This is a genomic window from Micromonospora palomenae, assembly GCF_007829925.1.
Lineage (GTDB): Bacteria > Actinomycetota > Actinomycetes > Mycobacteriales > Micromonosporaceae > Micromonospora > Micromonospora purpureochromogenes.
Map to the genome: position 1 here is coordinate 1426580 of NZ_VIXA01000001.1, position 17621 is coordinate 1444200.

Sequence of the window (17621 nt, forward strand, 5' to 3'; positions counted from 1 at the left end):
AGCCAGGCCCGACCTCCGCATCCGCACATCGGCTGATCCGCGCGCACTCAGCGGTAGATCCTTGCGTCCGGCGTTCCCCACGAACGGGCCTGGCCGGCGCAGCGTTGTGCGGTCAGAGCAGCGCGATTTGGCCCGGCAGCGGCTCATCGTCGAGGCGACCGTCGAGCTGCCACAGCCGAAGCAGGTCCTCCTCATGATGGCGGGTGAGCCATCGGCCTGGCTGCTGTGCAGGGTGGATGGAGCCGAATCTGTGGGGGTGCGGGTATCGCATCTGAGAACGGCATCTCAGCCTGCGCGCCGATAGCAGTAGATGGCCTTCGGCGTAGTCCGGCGGATCTGCGGGGCTGACAGCGATCAGGATCAGTTCGTCGGTGAGGAACACGGCTCGATCCACGTATCGCCAGCCCGGTGGCGTGTCCGGCAGGTCCTCAAGGTGTCGCTCCGCGATCACGTTGTCGGTGGCGACGTTGCGGACGGACAGGAAACCGTCGAATGCCGTGGTCAGATAGCGGTCGCCTGCTGGGCTGAAACCGGCGAGGTCGTCACCGGCCAGCGGTCGCAACACGATTTGTTCGGCGTCAAGACCGATGAGCATGGAGGCAGCCGACTCGGGATGGGGCAGCGTCAAGCCGGTCCAGGTCTTCGTGGGACCGTGCACGAACCAGGCAGCTCCGGGGCCGGGCAGCGGCGTGCGGTGGATCTCCTTGCCGGTCGCGGCGTGGATGGCGACAAGTTCCTTGGTGCCGGCCAGACGGACCCAGAGGATGTCGTCGCCGTCCAGGTCGAAGCCGGCGCCGACGGTGGCACCGCCGCCGAGCCGATCCCAGCTGCTACGCCATTGAACTACGCCGTTGTGGTCAAGAACAACAATCTGGTGCTTATCGCCCGCTGCGACGAGCTGGCCAGTGGCACCGACGTTCATCCGCGGGTCGTCGAGAGGCACCGGAAATCGCGCCACGCGACGCAGGTCGTGGTCGAACAGGTTCACGGTGAAGCTGGCGGACTCGGTGACCGCCCAGCCAAAGCCGGTTGCCTGCGCAACTTGCCGAATGCCGGGCAGCCACACCTGGTTGATCAAGCGGGGTTGCATCGCAGCAGCATAGAGACATTTCAACGAGGCCGTCGGGGGAGCCTGCGCGGCTCGCGGTAGTTGAGCGCATGTTGGTTCCGATGCTCCTCACGCCCCGTCTCCCAGAACGACGAAGCACGACCGGACGGGGCGCCGCTGGTCGCCCGCAAGTAGGGACCCACAGACGCTGGCATCCTGGACCCAGCGGCGATCACTTACGTGGCGTCGCCTCGGAGGTCAGCGTCGCCCTGGTTGATCGCCAGCGCGGCCGGCAGCGGAAGCCCATACTTGTCGCACAGGAACCGAGTCTGGCAGTACCGCTGGGCGTCGGCCGCCACGCTGCCGAGGATCGCGGAATTCATGCCAGCACCAATGAGGACACCCACAAACGGCACGACCTTGGCGACGTCCTTAACTGCGACCGTGGAGCCGGCCGGGCCCAGCTGCTGCATCAGCTTCTCAAGGGCGGCCAGGAGGCGATGGTCCGCGCGAAGCTTGGATGACCAGTTTATGCGTACCTTGGCCGCGTTCGCCGCCCGTGCGGTCTCACGCAACGGCTTGGCCTTGGCCGCCTGCGCCATGAAAGACCGGCGCACTAGGCGTTGGATGAAGGCCTGTTCGGCGGGGTCCTTGGCGTCGTAGCCGTAGGAGTACGCGATGCGCGATGCGATTGACGTGCTGAGGACCTGGATGACGAGGATATCCGCTGTCATCGCGACGGGGATTCCGGCGACGGGCACCATTGCCAGCAGGCCCATGGCGCCACCTTCGAACGCGCCGGCGGTCCGCCACTTGAGGTTGTTGAGGGTCAGGAGCCGGTCGCAGACCTTGAGGTCCTGCTGCCGCAGTTCGGTGAAACTGTTGAGTTCGAGGCCACGCTTGCGGGCGAGCTTCTCGATGCTCTTCGGGTCGTTGAGTTCCAGGGCCCAGTCGTTGACCAGCTCGAGTATCGCTGCAGTGGCTTCGAGAGCCGGCCGCATGGCCTTGCTTGCGACCGCGTCGCCTGCGCGACGTATCGGTTCCATGACCGCCTCTGGCACAGCGTCCGTAGCTCGGCTTACGGCGTTTCGGGTGACCTCACCCGTGCGATCGAGCGCGGTGCTCGCCCAGTTCGGCAGACCACGGCGGTTGTTGCGGCGCTGCCAGTGCTCGTTGAGCGTGTCCCATACCTGCCCCTCGTACGCGCTCATTGGGGTTGCGCCGTCGATAAGTGGGTCGGTGTAAGTGCTCATCGAGGCTCCGTTTCGAGGGTGATCACGGGGCCATGATGGCACTACCAGCCAACACTTGGTGACCTGCCAGGCTCCTCTCCCCGGCAATCCCGCCGAGTCGGCAAAGACATGGGCTACGTGATTGGGACTCCCGCATGACCGCACGATCAGCGGCCAGATGGGGATGCTCACTTCACCCGAAGCAGGTCCCGTATCCGTGACGCCCGCCCCGCCAGACCGCCACTCACCCCCGGCACCCGAGCCACAACAAGTACAGCGACGCGCCAGCAGCCGCAGCGCCCGGCCGGCTGCAGGCCCTCGAACGCCCAACCACTCTCGGCGCTACCGTCTGCGGCGGCCACGCCGGTCGGACCGTCACCGTCGAAAACGCCGACTCCTCCTTCCGCGTTCACGACGGCGACCGGCCCCTCACGGAAGTGCCTGGCACGTCCAGCAAGCCCATCGCCCGGTCCAAGGCCCGCAAGCCCCAACCTCCACGACAGCGTCGGCTAGCCTGCACCGACCGCGACGACCACGGAGCCCGACCATGAAGCTGCCGCCCGGAGCCACCGGCTTCAACCCGCCACCCAGCGGCCAAGCGGACCCCAGAGTCTTCGCCGGCATCTGTCAGCACGCTGCCCGCGCCATCGACGCCACCGTCGCCGGCGTCGCTCCTGCTGGCGTCACGCCGAGCTTTCACACAGTCGATATCACCGACCCGCCGCTCCACATTGCGGTGCTGCGGCACACCACGCTGCCGTTCATCGCCTTCGCCTGTCCCCACGCTAACGGCGACGTCACCGTCACGTTCGTCGACCACCCTGACCTCGCCGCCGCCATCACCAACCTGACCGACGCCCAGGTCCTCACCGTCGACCAGCTACAGACCTCTCTGGCACAGGTCGACCTGAACTCTCTCGACCCCGGCGAGCACCACCAGATCGGCTACTGGAAGCCGACCACCCTCGGCGAGCTGCTGTTCAACTTCTGGGACTGAAGACCGGTACCTGTCCGGTCCTGGTACTTGCGTGACAGATCGGTATCAGGGCCTTTGAAGTGGCGCCTATCGGCCGGACATCTTGCCGAAGAGATCGCCTGTCGCTTCGTCTGAAGATCCTCAGGCAGAGACGGCAGCGTGATCGGGCAGGGGGCTGACTGACCGCTTCCCTAGCCGGTACGGTGCCGCCCATGACAACTGCGGTGGTCATCGACGTAACGGCGGGCTTCCCCGGAGACGTCCTGCCTCCGGTCCCGATCGACGATGCGGCGAACAGGATCCTGGCGTACTGCACGTCACAACACAGTGGGTGGGCCGTCTACGACCTGGCTGGCATCGGCGCCCGGTCGGCGGGCCTACTCGACGAAGTCTCCACCTGGTCGCTGTTGTTCGCCAACGCCCTCAACGGCCGGATCGAACTCAAGCAGATCGCCGACTTCGACCTCATGCGCCGACGCGAGTTCGCCCACCGAATCAGTCGCATCCCAGCAGAACAGGATCTGCATCACCTCCCTGACGACCAGCTGAACGCGGTCATCCACGCGTGCCAGTTCGGGTTCGACGGCGCGTGGGCCCCGAGGATCACCAAGCTCGCCGCGCTGTACCGACCTAGGGCCATACCCGTGCTGGACGGCTACGTCGGAATGGCCTTCGGCTACCAGCGTGACGACCTCAGCCTCAAGGTTCAGCGGTTCGGCCTCAATCGCCAAGAGCGGATCTCCGCGATCGTGCGAGCGATGGCGGCGTACCTCCGCGACCACCCCGGCACGCTGGCTCAACTACGAGCGGAGGTTGCGGCGACCGTGCCCGAGCTAGCGGCAGAGCAGCCAGGACAACAGCGCCCTCTGATCGCCGACCTCCGGCTGCTAGACATGGTCGTGTGGACGGCGATGGACGACCGCCTCGCTATCAACGCAGGACTGCCACCGAGATGGCTCGGCCGGCCACTCGGAGCCCACATCCCGTACGAGGCCATCGCTCCGGTGCCCATCACCGCACCGGGCCGCGATCAGCACAGACCCCCGCAGGTGGCATTGCAACCCAGCCAGACGGGCGGGCCGCGCAGACGCCTGTAGGCCGGCATGCTGCAACCGCGGCGCCCGCCTGCCCAGCTGCTATCAGCGACCCAAGCCCCTGAGCTACCTCGTAGGCCACTTCGGGCGCGCCGAAGAGGTCACCAAGCAGGAGGCCCAGGTCAGCTTGGCGCAGCTGAGATTGATCTTCCAGAGAGCAGGACGGCTCCGGACTGATAGAGGGACACACGCAGAGGCGCACAACTACGACACGGCCGCATCGCTGGCGCGCCCCAGCCCTGGTTCAGCCTTCCAGCGTGGCACCGACAAGCGATGCGAAGGCTCTGCGCGTGGCGATGGAGGGAGCCGCAATCGCACTCCACAGGGCGGCACCTCCCTGGACGGCCACGGCGACTTTCGCCGACCCTTCGAATCGGTACACCGCGTCGCAATTCTGGTTCATAGCCCAACCATGCGTTGTCGGAAGCAGGGTGAGCCGAGTCTTCAAGGCGTCGAGCGCACCTGCAGGCAGTGGGTGGTCGAAGTCGGCCGAAACCTCGCCGTTCCAGAGCGCCACGTCCCAGGCAGCGGTGAAGGTGTAGTCGGAGAACGTGCCGGCGTAGCAGCTTCGCGATGCGCAAGCGTCGTCGTCCGGATCGATCAGGTAGACAGGTGGGTTGCTGTGAGTAGCAGAAATTCCCACCACCCACCTGCAGCAGTGCTGACTGTCCGTCTCCAACAGCAGGTACCCAGACGCAAGGAACCGGATGGTCGTCTGGCTCGTGAAGTCTTGTGTCCGCGTGACCAGGTTGCAGCTGATCGAGGCCAGGCGCCGGTCACCGCCGAGCAGGTACCACTCACGGACCGCCTCTGGCAGCCGCCCTTCAATCCATCCTTCCAGCGCGGCCAGTTCGACACTTGCCTCTACCCGCCCCTCGGAACCGCCAAGGATCTCGTACGCTGCCGGGTTCCACGCCATCACGGAGGCGATCACACCATACGAAGCGACCACACCAAGCGGTGACCGCACATCGGCTACTTGTTTCCTTGACCTACGACCGTTACCCGGTCAGGCTTGGGTCGAGGCGCCCGGGCTGTCGCTCTCACATCGGCTGCCCACGCTGGTCGTGTGGCTTGCAACCGGCCTGCGCAGTCCCGAGTGCCGCCCCAAGGGCGGGGAGAGGCAACCCGCACAAGCGCTCTGCCACGATCGTGGTGATCGTCGGCGACGAGACCGTCGTCGGCGGCCGGTTCGACACCGGCCGGGACGGCTACACAGCGACGAGGAAGTACGCCAAGCAGTGGCCGAACCGGGTCTGGGCAATCGAGGGCTGCCAGGGCATCGGCTCGCACATCGCCAACCGGCTACTGCCCGACGGTGAGCAGATTGCGGACGTCTCGCCGAAGCTGGCCGCCTGGGCGCGGGTGTTCGCCACCGGGCAGGGCCGCAGGACCGACGCCACCGACGCCCACTCCATCGCGCTGGTCGGCACCCGCATGGCCGGGCTGCGCCCGGTCGTTAACGATGAGCAGCACACTTCACCGAGGCGGGCTGAAGGGCCCGACTTACGCGCCGGTGATCATGCGGATACAGCAGCCTCGCGCATGGCGAGGTCGGCGAGATGCTTAACGTCCTGCAGGAGTTGCTCCGGCGGTTGGCGCAGGTTGAGTGGTCGGTAGCCGATGGTGGTGTTGGTGTTGCGGACACGCCATGTCGTGGCCGGTTCAGTGCCTTGGGCGTAAAGAATCCAACCGCTGCGCAGGTTCAACGCAGTGCAGTACGCGAGCATCTGGTAGACGTCGGGGTTGGTCGGCTTCCCTGCCCCTGGCTCGATCTTGTACTTGGCGTCGAAGACGGCCACCGGTCGTCCGTCGATGATGTGCAGGACATCGGGTTCGATCCGGATGCTCTGCCCTGCGTCGAGCATCCATATACCAGGTGTCTCGGTGTGGCCACCGCAGGTAGACAGCGCCTCGCGTAGGGCCACGCCGATGAACGCTTCGAAGACCTTCTCCATGTTGACGACGAAGGCTGCGATGGCATAGCGGCCGACGCCGGGGTCAGCAGAGCAGTGCTGCACAATCAGCTCGCTGAGGCGCAGCGCCGGGGCGTATCGGGCGTTGAGCCGGCTCGGGCGCCACACGGGCAGCGGAGTTCCTTGCGGTAGTACGCGCACCCCGGCCAGGCGGGCATCCAGCTCGGTCAGATCAGCCTGATCGGCGTCGCGCAGCCGCGGCACGGTCAGCATGCGTTGTACGGCGGTGCGCAGGAGACGGTTCTCCGGGATGTCATTGCTGTAGTCGTCGTACCGCACCTCGACCGGAAGCGGCACGCCGGGGCGTGCGGCCGCGTGGTCGCCGAACCGGATTCGTCCGCGTACGAGCGGCAGGGCGTCGTCGACGGTGGCATACCCGTGCAGCGGACCGGAGGCGAGTGCGCGACGGGTGTAGCGGATCAGTGATGTGGCCAGGGCCGGCCAGAGTCCGGTGGTGGGGACGCCGGCCACGTCTTCCGGGCGGAATCCGGGGTTGGTCGCATAGCCGAGGAAGAAGAGCATGTTGGCAAGGCCGACCTTCGGCGTCACTTCGACCTCGAGATTGCCGACACGGATTGCCCCGACCTTTCGGCCTGCCTTGATCTTCCATTGGCCGCCGGCGGCAGGGCTCACGGTAACGAGGTTCGCGGCACGCAGAGCGGCGACCTGGTGGTCGTCCAGTGCCAGCACGACCGCCTTGGATCCGACCTCGGTGAGGACGATGGACCCCGGTGTGCTGGTGTTCACGCCGGGCTCCCGGAGACGTCGGCATTCTGGGCTGGGACGGTGACGCGCGCAGCCTCGGTGTCGTCGCCGACCCGTCGAATAGGGGCCCTTTGTGTGGCGATAGCCGTGCGGATAGCTGACAGCCCGAACCGGCTGCGGACCGCTGTGCGTGATAGCCGTCCCGCGTAGTGCTCCTCGAGTAGCGGCAGGAGGTCGTGGTCCCAAATCCGTGTCAGGCCGTCGACATGCTCGGCAGTGGGGCGCATGAAGTAGGAAGGGCCGATCTTGAAGTCGTGGTCAGCGGTCCCGATCGCCGCGTTGAGGGCACCCAGCAGGGCAGGGCGTTCGTCATCGGCCTTGCCCTGCTTCTTCAGCCACGCGTGCAGCACCGACGAGACCGGTTCCTCGTCCGGGTGTAACTCGACGAATGCGAAGCGGCGGCGAATGGCGGCATCCACCAGCGCGATCGACCGGTCGGCGGTGTTCATCGTGCCGAGGAGCAAGACGTTTGGTGGCAGGTTGAACGCCTCCGCCGGCGAGTACTGAAGGCGGACGGTGGCCTGCCGATACTCCAGGAGGAAGTACAGCTCTCCGAAGACCTTCGCGAGGTTGGCGCGATTGATCTCGTCGATGATCAAGACGTGCGGCTTGCTCGGGTTCTCCTTAGCTGCTGCGGCGATCTCCCGAAGCGGTCCGGGAACCTTGGCGAAGCCCACCGCCGCGCCATCTGCGCCCTCAACGGGCCGGAAGCCTTCGAAGAAGTCCTCGTAGGCGTACGAGGGATGGAATTGGACCAGCCGGATCGCATCCCGTTCTGCGATGTGTCTAGCCACCGCCTGGGCAATGAACGTCTTGCCCGTCCCAGGCGGGCCGAAGAGGACGACTTGGGACCGCTCCTGCCACAGATCGAGCAGCTTCTGCAACCACTCTTGAGGAAGGTTCAGGCGATCGGCGAGGTCGCCGGTAGCCGGCGGCCACGCAGAAACAGTGTGCGGGGCCTGGCTGCCACGGCTGATGCCATCCGCCTCGACGCCGGCAGGCTCAACCACCTCCTCGATCAGACCCGTGAGCGCCTCCAGCGCACCGGTCAGGTCAACGACGAGACCCTGTTGGTCCAGCTCCGCTGGAAGGGGCGCTGGGAGGGTGTCCACCGGAACCGGGTCAATCGCCACCCACTGCACCGGTCTGACCAGCAGCAGATCGTCTCCGTCGAAGACGTAGTCCGGCGCTCCATCGATCACGCCGAGATGCAGCTCGTCGTTGACCACTGTCGCCACGATGTCCTCGACGTTCATCATCGACAGGAACGCGTGGTACTCGGTGGCGAGCACGAGCCGCCCGGCGTAGTCCAAATGACCGAACCCGGCCTCCACGGCTGACCGCACAGCGGGTCGCTCTGATCCCGCGGGCACCTGGCCGATGCGGGTGGCCGCCAGCGAGACCACCTGGTTGCTCTTCCACTGGTTGAGCACGTCTTCACTCGCCCGGGACCGGACGAGCCAGGCACGCCGGCCCTGCGGTGGTGGCTTCCACTGACTCGCAAACGGCGGCCGGTAGAAGTCGACTCGCTGCTCACCGACCTGCTTCTGCACCTGTGTGGTGATGTGGAACAGGTCTCTGTTGAGGTCTTGCGTCGGCGTCACTGCGGCGCCCGGAGCGAACGCGTCGCGGATCGCCCGCTTGTGGGCCACGTTGACGATCGGCAAGAAGTGTGTGGGGAACGCGAGGTAGAGCAGCGCCTCTCGCAACGAGGGCATCAGCTTCCTCTGGTACACAATCTCCTGCCACACCCAGGGGTCGCTCAGAGCGAGAGCGCGCTGTTGCTCAGGCAGGGCCCACCAGGCCAGGAGAAACTCGACGGCGTCGGCCAGCCACTTCCACAACATCGTGTGGGCGCCGGTCCCCCCGTTCCAGGTTCTCTGCTGGAAAGCGGCCAGGACCGGCTCCGGGACGATCGCAGGCGTGCGCATCCAGGCCAGCACTGCCTCGACACGTCGGCGCTTGGTTACCGGGGTGAGGTTGCTCAGTGGAAGCGCCTGCAGGGTCAACAACTCCGCTACCAGCAGCTTGACCTCATCGGAGGCGTCGTCGAGCTGCCGTTGCAACTTGACCAGGAACGCATCAGAGCCCTCGTCCGGGCGCTCGTTGTAGGCGCGGAACAGCTGCTGCACGGTCTCCTGCGCCCACGCCCGTCTGCCAGGGACAAGTAGCGAGCCGCCGTGACCAAACCCTAGATCGATGAGCCTGCGGCCGACCGACCGCACCATGTCGTCGTCTCGAGAGGGAATGATCGCCTCGTCCTCCACGACCCACCCCAATCCAGGTGCCAGCTATCAGTACAGAGGCCAACGGTGTCGCCACCGCTACCCCAAGCAACCTAGTGAGGTGGGCATAGCCTGGCAAATGGCCCATCCAGGCAAGATGTGTCCATGATGTTCCCGGGTTTCTCGGAGTCTCTGTCCGGCCGATAGGGGTCACTTCACTCACCTCAGCACCGCGCACGGGCACGGGCACGGCGCAGCTCTCACTATCTGCGGCAGATCCGGATACCGGCCGCCTTCCGAGCGGTGAGTGAGATGCCGGCCGCTGGCGGTGGCTACGGTGAAGACGTGGACGAAGGATGGGAAGCGCGGATGGCGGCCCGCGCTCGCGGTCGGGCAAACGAGCGGATCACCCGGAGGGACCAGTCACTCGAGCGCGACCGTCCAGGGCACGTCGGCCACCACCTGCACCGGACGCCGCTTGGCACGGAGTGCTCATGCGGCAGCGATTTACAAGAGGCGTGCTACGTCGAAGAGGGCGAAGACCAAGCGTGGTGGGCGTGCCAGCGATGCGCGGCGTGTGATCGGCAAGGCATTCTGCTTGAGGGTGCGGCGCCCTGACATCGGCATGAGCGGACCTCGCCGGGCTACAGAGCGGAGCCGCCGGTGCTGACGCTTTCGGGTACGCCGAAGAGGTCACCAAGCAAGAAGCCCTGGCCAGGAGGTTGCTGGTGGGATTCGAGTATCAGCCCCCGGGATCTATACCCCCAGCAACACGGCCGGCCCAAAGCCGTACGTCGATGCCGCACGACCCTCTTGATGAGGTCAGCGGGCTCCACGACGACAGCCGGCACCGGCCAGGCGAGGAGCAGCGAAGGCTGACCTCTTCGCTCTTCTCTGGGAGGTCACGCCGGACCGCTCGCTCGCATCATCGCAGGTCAAAGCCCTCCGCTCTGCCCGGCCTCGGTGACCACTTCGGGCGCGGCGACCACTTCGCCAACCTGCACCCAAACTGCTCCCACTTGGAAGGCCGACCCGTCCAGCGACTCCTTACCGCCGTGACCTGCGCATACTCCCCTACCAGGAACATAGATCACCGCCGACCACTGCATGAAACCGCGCAGCACTCCGTGTGAAGCAGGACGCTCAGCCCGCTCTGACCTGCGAAAACGCAAGACAGCAGGTCGCGGCGTACGCCGTTGAGCGCCTTTCGGTGCCGTTGAGTGCAGTTCAACACCGTTCAGTGCACCCGGCTGCTCCCAACCCGCTCCCTCGATTCCCGCCTCATGCGGTCAGCCGGGACAGTCTGCCTAACGCAGGCCCGCCCACGGGTACGAGGCGAGCCACCCGACGACAGTGGGAACGGACGGTGACGAGGCGGATCCTTGAAGCGGTAGCCGGCTTGGTCGAGGCGTGTCCGGAGCACCTCGACGTTGTGGCGCACTCGGCGCATCGTCTCCTCGGCCACGCCCCGGGCGTCGGCGAGGTATGCCACGTCGCAGACCTCTGGCCCCAGCCCCCGCAGGTCGGCCCAAACTTGATCATGTTCACCGCGCAGGTAGCGATCGAGGAAGCTCACGCCGGCTGATCTTTCCCTCAACGCCGTGACGCAGCAAGCAAAGGCGTTCGTCATACGGTGGCCGAGCCGACACCTGCTGGAGGGCCTGAACCAAGGCGCGGTCGAACGTCTTCGTCCACCCGGGTCATGCACGGTCCTCAGCAGATCAGGACGTTGCCGGAGCAGTCGTGTAATGCACCGGAGTTGACGCCTTCGAGTCCGCCGAAGAGATCACCGCGCAGAAAGGCCCTGATCAGAAGCGATGCCGGTGAGATTCGAGTCTCATTTGTCGGGATCCAGGCCGGCGCCAGCACGTGAGCGCCCAGAGCCTCACGTCGATGCAGCAAGATCTTCTTGAGTGGCGTCAGCGGCCCTAGGACGACAGCCGGCACCAGCCAGGCGAGTAGCAGTGAAGCCTGACCACTTCGGTCTTCTCTGGGAGGTCAAGTCGGCCCGCTCGCCCACATCGCCGCAGGTCAGCGCGCCTCCCCTTGTCCGGCCTCGGTGAGCACTTCGGACGCGGTGACTACTTCGCCAAGCTGCTCCCAACCTGCACCCACATGCAAGGCCACGCCATCCAGCAGCTCCTTACCACCCTGAGCTGCGGATACTCACCTACCAGGCGACATAGATTGCCGTCGTCTGCTGCCCAATGTTGCTGAGCACTCCGTGTGAAGCAGGACGCCGCACCGACTATGACCTGCGAGAACGGGAACCCGCAGGTCATAGTGGGTGCAGTTGAGCGCCGCTCAGTGCGGTTGGAGGCTGTTCAACGCCGTTCAATGCATCCGCCTGCTCCCAACCTGCTCCCCCAATCTCGGGGCCCGAGGCCTGCGGCATCCGATCGGCGGTCGCGGTCCCCGTCGCGCAGGCCGGTGCCTGGGTTGACGCTGGACGGGCGGTGCCGAGTCCTCAGCTGTGACGCGGTTGCCGCCTCGCTTGCACCGGGTCCCGCAGCTCCCAGACCGCTCCCTCCGGGCACCCGCCAGCCAGGCGCACCCGCGAAAACGGCGCCTCCACCTCTCGCATGTCGATCACACGCCGAGTGTCGCTGCTCTGCCGAACCCCCGTCGCCGGTTGCGCTAGACCCGTCGCTTGCAAGTTCTGAGCACGTCGTCCAGCGGGTCCGTCCGCGACCTCGGGCGACTGTCCGCGCCCGGCCGCTGGCGACCATCCTCGTCTGGGCCGGTTGCTGTAGCCGTTGCTGTCGAAGGTCGGCCAGTGCAACCAACGGGCGCTTAACGAGGTACGCCCGCCTTCCGGCTCGCGAGGTCGGCAAGCAGCTCCTCGTAACGTTCTGATGCGAGAACCGTGCCGCCGTCGCGAAGGCGGTTTACGCTGGCGCGGCGCCTCCGGACCGGCGTCCGAACCTTGGTTCCGTCGCAGAGCTGCAACCAGAGCCGCTCCGGCACCAGCCAATCGGGACCGCTGTGGAACCCTCGAACCTGCTCCCACACGATCGTGCGGGTTCGCCACAGCCAGCGCACCCGAACCCCCGATCGGCTGACCACGAGCGCAGTGCGGTGAAACCGCCATGCGAAGGTGAGCCATACCGCCGCGAATCCAGCGAAGGCCAACACCGCAGCCAACGGAACCTGCTGCCAGTGGGCGGCCACCTGGAAGGCGACGAACGCGAAAAACAACGTACCGAGCACCGCCAGTGTGCCGGTGAAGAGCCGCATCGGATCCTCATACGGCCGGGTCCAGGACAACACGTGGCTATGATGGCAGCCCAAATCCAGCCGCCCGACTGCAAGTGGGTCCGCTGCGCGTCGCTGACGCTGACCGCAATGGCGGTCCGGACTCCCCCTGGTGGGCTTGCGCTTTCAGGACGTGGCCAGCGTGGCCGACGGCACACCAACAACGCGCCACCTCCACCGTCCTCGCCGACGGTCGCTCAGGGAACGCAGGCTGCTAGAGCGCCAAGCCCCGACACCTGTCCCGCATGCAAGACGAACAAGACGAGGGTCATCAGGCTTCGAGAATGTTCCGAAGGTCGCTCAACGACTGCTCGCTGAGCAACGACGGCGTCGCTTCGAGCATCAACTGGACGCCCCGCCCAAGCTGCTGCTCCGTGAGCGTCACCACCGCGCTGGTCAACTCTCTCGTGTCGCTGCCATTCTCGCTCTCCACGTCACGAACCAGCTGCAGCTGATCATCCGCAAACAGTCTCGCCGCCAAGGTTGCGACGATGCGCCGCCGCGCTTCGGCCTTGCTCATCCCGGCCCGGTGTGCTTCGAGCACGGCCACCACGTCGTACGACGCTTCTGCAGGCGCAGACTCCACTGGCCGCGCCGCTTCGACCGGGCCAATCGTCGCCTCTACCCGGACGACCTGGTCGTCAGCGCTACCGATGCTGGCCAGCGTCCTCCAGGCTGACGTCGCGACAGACGCCACCGCCGATCCCACCGCCGGGATGGCCGATGCCACAGCCGATCCGACAGCCGGGATCGCCGAGGCCACAGCCGGAATCGCCTGCTCACTCACCCACCTCACGATGTGCGGCCTGGCATTTTCAAGAACGTCGCGGGCCACGTCGACAGCGAGCTGACGAAACATCTGCTCGAACTCGGAGCGGAGAGATGCCTGCGGGTCCATCACATGCCTCCGCCGACCACAGCGCCCGTGACCTGGCTCAGCTTGATGCTGCTTGCGCCATGCGTCAGGAGACTGAGCTCCACAGGGCCTTCCGGCGACCGGCAGAGACGCGTTGCCTCGTCATAGCTGAAGCACATCACCCGGCTTTGCATCGCTGACCCCATCTGCTGAACCGCCCGCACCGCGCCGCATCGTCGCAGACTCGCCGCAGAACGCGCCACCCAGCAGCATGCCCACTCCCGAAGCCAACTGACGAAGACGGGTCGTGAGCGGCTCCCGATCAATGTAGGAATGACGGATGGCAGGTCGCGGACGATCGGCACCAGAGCAGGGTGGGGTGAACAGCTACCTGTTCAAGCTGATCCGGGAGTCCATCCCGCTGACGCAGGAGCAGCTGCCACCCCGTGCCATACCCGTGCTGGTTCCTACAACTAGCCCTAAGCCCAGGGGCCGGCCGAGTGAACCCTCGAGTTGACACCTTCGGTCTTCCCGAAGAACTCACCGGCCAAGAGGGGGGCTGGTAAACACGTTTCCCGTGAGTTCAACGGCTGGACCTGGACCCGCGAGGACGGTCCGCTAATCGATCCCCGAATGGGCGAACGGCTAGGACCGCGCCCAGCACATCGAGGTGAGTTAACTCGCGGGCAGCGTGGCTCGGGGGAACAGCAGCACCACGGTGATGCCGGCGTGGCGGGCGCCGCGACCAGCAGGCGGTGCAGGGCCGGTGTGCTTGGCTCACAGAGAGCCGCCCATAGGGTGGTGGTTCCGTGATACTCACCTTCACCACGATCCCTGAGCGGCGGGAGGCCAGCGTTGCCCTCAATCCGTGATTTCGCTACTTGGGAGCCGCTGCTGAGGCTTTTGCGGGCGGGTAACGCGGAGGGCCTCGCCGTCCCCGGCGGCTACCTGGCGGGACAGATCGGCCACCGTGCGTGGAGTCTGCCGCTGCCGGCGCGGTTCCCGCCGCCCGGTCGAGCCTTCCAGGTCGAGGACATGCAGGACGAGGTCGACGCGGTGGAGCGGGTGCAGAGCGCGCTGGCCGACGTCGGTCTCGACAGCATCTCGTTCGTGGTGGAGATGTCGGCGACCGGGCGGACGGTGCTCTACCTGCTCACTTTCGGCCCCGCCGTAGAGGCCGGCATCGGGCCGTACCCGGGTTCGCTCCTCCTGGTCGAGGGCGCCGTCCCAGAGCCCTGGCGCCGCTCTCCCAATCTGGCGCCCGGGGCGGCGCCGGCCCCGTCCGTGGATCCGGCGTTACTGGAGCAGACGCTCCGCGAGCGGATCCCCGGCGCCACCGGCGCCACCGAGGCGGAGATCGCTGCTGCGGAAGCGCGCCTCGGCGTTGCGTTGCCCGACGAGCTCAAGGCGCTCTACCGGGTGACGAGGGGGCGGTGGCAGGACTGGGGTGACGACTACGCGGCAGCGGAGCGCGTCGCGCGTGCGGTCGGCTGCGAACTCTTCCCGCTCGACGAGCTGTGCATCGTCGATGCGCCATCCCGTCCATGCCCGTGGCGGTTCGCGGCAACGGAGGCGGTCGTCACCCCGCCCGACGCCGCGGTGCAGGGGGTGGTCGGCTCGCCCGGCTGGATCGCCTTCGGCGACAACGGCGGCGGCGACCGGATCGCAGTCGACCTGACACCAGGCCCGCGCGGACACGTGGGACAGATCATCATGCTCGACCACGAGCAGAACATCGGCGCCAGCCTGCTCGCCGACTCCCTCACCGACCTGGTGATGCATCGGCGCAGTAACTGGCACGCCAGCCACCGCGAGGACCAGCCGCCGGCCGTGGCCAGAGTCAGCATCCGGAGCCTGACAAGCGTCCAGGCCGCCGCCCATCCCACGCTGGAGGTCCTGAGCATCGGCGTCTGGGACGGTGAGCCGCTCAGCCTCAACCCCATCACCGGGCTGCCCCGCCTGCGGACGCTCACCGCCTACCCCGGCACGCTCGCCGACCCGCTGGAGATCGCCAAGCTGAGCGGGCTGGAGTATTTGGAACTCGGGCCGGAGGAGTGGCGCGTTCTCCTCGATGCCGGCGCCGTCCCGCGCAGCCTGTCGGCGGCGGCCATCGAGGCGCACGGCAACCGACACCCACTTCCGATCGTGGCCATCGCTAACGAACTCCTCGCCCTCTGGGACCGCCCCTCGATCACCCAGACCATCCTCGAACGCCAACTCGACCCCGAGGTGTGATCAACGGTAATGGCCGGCGGATACGAGGGCTGAAGGAGGCCCGGACCCAAGATGGGTGCTCGGACAGCGCGCGCCAAGGTGGTCGTAGCGGCGGCTGCTGATCGGCTGGCCGTTGCGGTAGCCGGTCGATGGGCAGGGCGGCACCGCGGGCCTGGGCGTGTTCGTGCAGGTGCTCGGCGAGGTCGAGGGTGATCGGCTGCCACCGCACGACGCCGTTCTTCTCGGTCAAGCGCACGAGCCCGTTCGTGCGGTCCAGGTCGACGAGTCGTAGGGCGAGGGCCCGCCGCGCCGGCAAGCGGTCTCGGTGTGCACGTGCAACAAAAGGGCATTGAGGACAACGTCATTGCCGCTGCTGCCGGCCACCACGTTGATCTCCTCCAACTCCTTCGGTGTCAACGCGCGGCGGGTGAACCGCCCCGGATCTGGTAGAGACTTCCCCGCTTGGGAAGGATCGAGAGATGGCTGGAACGAAGCCGTATCCGCAGGAGTTGCGGGAGCGGGCGGTGCGGATGGTCGCGGAGGTGCGGCCAAACTACGAGTCGGACTGGGCGGCGATCACGGCGGTGGCGGCCCGGTTGGGGATCGGCACGGCCGAGACGTTGCGGAAGTGAGTCCGTCAGGCGCAGGTGGACGACAGCCAGCGGCCGGGGGTGACGTCGGAGGAATCGGCGGAGTTGAAGCGGCTGCGGCGGGAGAACGCCGAGTTGCGGCGGGCGAATGAGATTTTGAAGGCCGCGTCGGCTTTCTTCGCGGCCGAGCTCGACCGGCCTACGACACGCTCGTGAGTTTCGTTGACGAGCATCGGGACCGCTTCGGTGGAGTCGAGCCGATCTGTCGCGTGCTGCGCCGGCACGGGCTGCAGATCACCCCGAGCGGTTACTGGGCGGCCAAGAAGCGTCGACCGTCGAAGCGGCAGGTGCGCGATGCGCAGCTGACGGAAGTCATCGGCCAGGTTCACTCGGCGAACTACGGCGTCTACGGAGCCCGCAAGATCTGGCATGAGCTGCGCCGCCAGGGGCCTCCGACGGCCCGGTGTACGGTCGAGCGGTTGATGCGTGACGCCGGCCTGGCCGGTGTCGTGCGTGGCAGAAGATCCGCACCACCACCCCCGATCCGGGGGCATGAACGGGCCGCCGATCTACTCAACCGGGACTTCACCGCCGCCCGGCCGAACCGGTGCTGGGTCGCGGACTTCACCCACGTCGCGGCCTGGTCCGGCGTGGTCTATGTGGCGTTCGTCGTCGACGTCTACTCCAGGGCGATCGTGGGTTGATCCGCGGCCACGAACAAACGAGCCCCGCTGGTCCTCGCAGCGGTGGACATGGGGCTGTGGCGCCGCGACCGCGCCGGCCAGCCGGTCGGGGCGGGACTGGTCCATCACAGCGACGCGGGCAGCCAGTACACGTCGTTCCGGTTCACCACCCACCTGCTCGACGCCGGTATCGACGCCTCGATCGGCAGCGTCGGCGATGCCCTGGACAACGCGTTGATGGAGTCCACCATCGGCCTCTACAAGACCGAGCTGATCAAACCCCGCGGCCCGTGGCGCAGCCTCGCCCAAGTCGAACTGGCCACCGCCGAGTGGATCGACTGGTACAACAACCAGCGCCTGCACTCCGCCACCGGGCACGTCCCACCGGCCGAATACGAATCGATGTTCTACGCTCAACCCCAGCCCCGCGAGGTGGTTGGAGCCAACAGCTGAGGTCTCCACAGAACCCGGGGCGGTTCACCTCCGTGTAGTTCTTGCCGGCCATGCTTGGATTCTCGCTTCCCCCAGCAGGCGCTGGATTCCACGTGTCCAAGATCCAGGGTCAAGGCCCAGCCCTCGTTGGCAAGCAGGTGCGGATTCACACCCTTTGGCGCTCGGCACCGGCTTTGATGACAGCGCACCAGCTCGATGTCGAGCGCTTCCTGCCTGCAGAACAGCCAAGGTCGGACTGGGCGGAGCAAGCGACC

The 17621-nt window shown here is 66.7% G+C and carries 10 protein-coding genes and 1 pseudogene; 4 read left to right on the plus strand and 7 right to left on the minus strand.

Going from position 1 to position 17621, the window contains the following annotated elements; genetic code table 11:
- Window positions 1-112 precede the first annotated feature (112 nt).
- Together FHX75_RS06440 and FHX75_RS06445 are read right to left on the minus strand one after the other, a co-directional pair.
- Window positions 113-1090: a PQQ-binding-like beta-propeller repeat protein gene (locus FHX75_RS06440; RefSeq protein WP_154937106.1), complete on the minus strand. Its 978-nt coding sequence runs from the start codon at window positions 1088-1090 to the stop codon at window positions 113-115.
- A gap of 194 nt (window positions 1091-1284) precedes the next feature.
- A complete protein-coding gene (locus FHX75_RS06445; protein WP_154937107.1) occupies window positions 1285-2301 on the minus strand; it encodes an EcsC family protein in 1017 nt (338 codons plus the stop codon).
- A gap of 526 nt (window positions 2302-2827) precedes the next feature.
- On the opposite strand from FHX75_RS06445, the gene FHX75_RS06450 reads away from it, so the two are divergent.
- Both FHX75_RS06450 and FHX75_RS06455 read left to right on the plus strand, forming a co-directional pair.
- Complete coding sequence (locus tag FHX75_RS06450; RefSeq protein ID WP_154937108.1) at window positions 2828-3277, plus strand: type 1 periplasmic-binding domain-containing protein; 450 nt, start codon at window positions 2828-2830, stop codon at window positions 3275-3277.
- Between the two features lie 191 nt (window positions 3278-3468).
- Window positions 3469-4353, plus strand: coding sequence for a DUF6308 family protein (locus FHX75_RS06455; RefSeq protein WP_154937109.1), 885 nt, complete (start codon window positions 3469-3471; stop codon window positions 4351-4353).
- Window positions 4354-4594: 241 nt separating this feature from the next.
- On the opposite strand, the gene FHX75_RS06460 is transcribed toward FHX75_RS06455, so the two are convergent.
- From FHX75_RS06460 to FHX75_RS06485, 5 genes are all read right to left on the minus strand, one after another.
- Window positions 4595-5284 (minus strand): hypothetical protein, encoded by a 690-nt coding sequence (locus FHX75_RS06460; protein ID WP_154937110.1) that lies wholly within the window; start codon window positions 5282-5284, stop codon window positions 4595-4597.
- Window positions 5285-5870: 586 nt separating this feature from the next.
- On the minus strand, window positions 5871-7073 hold the full coding sequence (locus FHX75_RS06470; RefSeq protein ID WP_246157724.1) for an McrC family protein: 1203 nt from the start codon (window positions 7071-7073) through the stop codon (window positions 5871-5873).
- On the minus strand, window positions 7070-9358 hold the full coding sequence (locus FHX75_RS06475; RefSeq protein WP_246157725.1) for an AAA family ATPase: 2289 nt from the start codon (window positions 9356-9358) through the stop codon (window positions 7070-7072). Before FHX75_RS06475 ends, FHX75_RS06470 begins: the two co-directional genes overlap by 4 nt.
- Window positions 9359-12109: 2751 nt before the next feature.
- Window positions 12110-12553 carry a hypothetical protein gene (locus FHX75_RS06480; protein ID WP_246157726.1) on the minus strand — a complete coding sequence of 148 codons (444 nt, stop codon included), beginning with the start codon at window positions 12551-12553 and terminating at the stop codon, window positions 12110-12112.
- Between the two features lie 289 nt (window positions 12554-12842).
- Window positions 12843-13469, minus strand: a complete 627-nt coding sequence (locus FHX75_RS06485) for a hypothetical protein (RefSeq protein WP_154937111.1) — start codon at window positions 13467-13469, stop codon at window positions 12843-12845.
- A gap of 813 nt (window positions 13470-14282) precedes the next feature.
- Here FHX75_RS06485 and FHX75_RS06490 point away from each other — a divergent pair.
- Together FHX75_RS06490 and FHX75_RS06495 are read left to right on the plus strand one after the other, a co-directional pair.
- Entirely contained in the window at window positions 14283-15662 is a 1380-nt protein-coding gene (locus FHX75_RS06490; RefSeq protein ID WP_154937112.1) for an SMI1/KNR4 family protein, read from the plus strand.
- Window positions 15663-16120: 458 nt separating this feature from the next.
- Window positions 16121-17367: pseudogene (locus FHX75_RS06495) on the plus strand (IS3 family transposase).
- Window positions 17368-17621 lie beyond the last annotated feature (254 nt).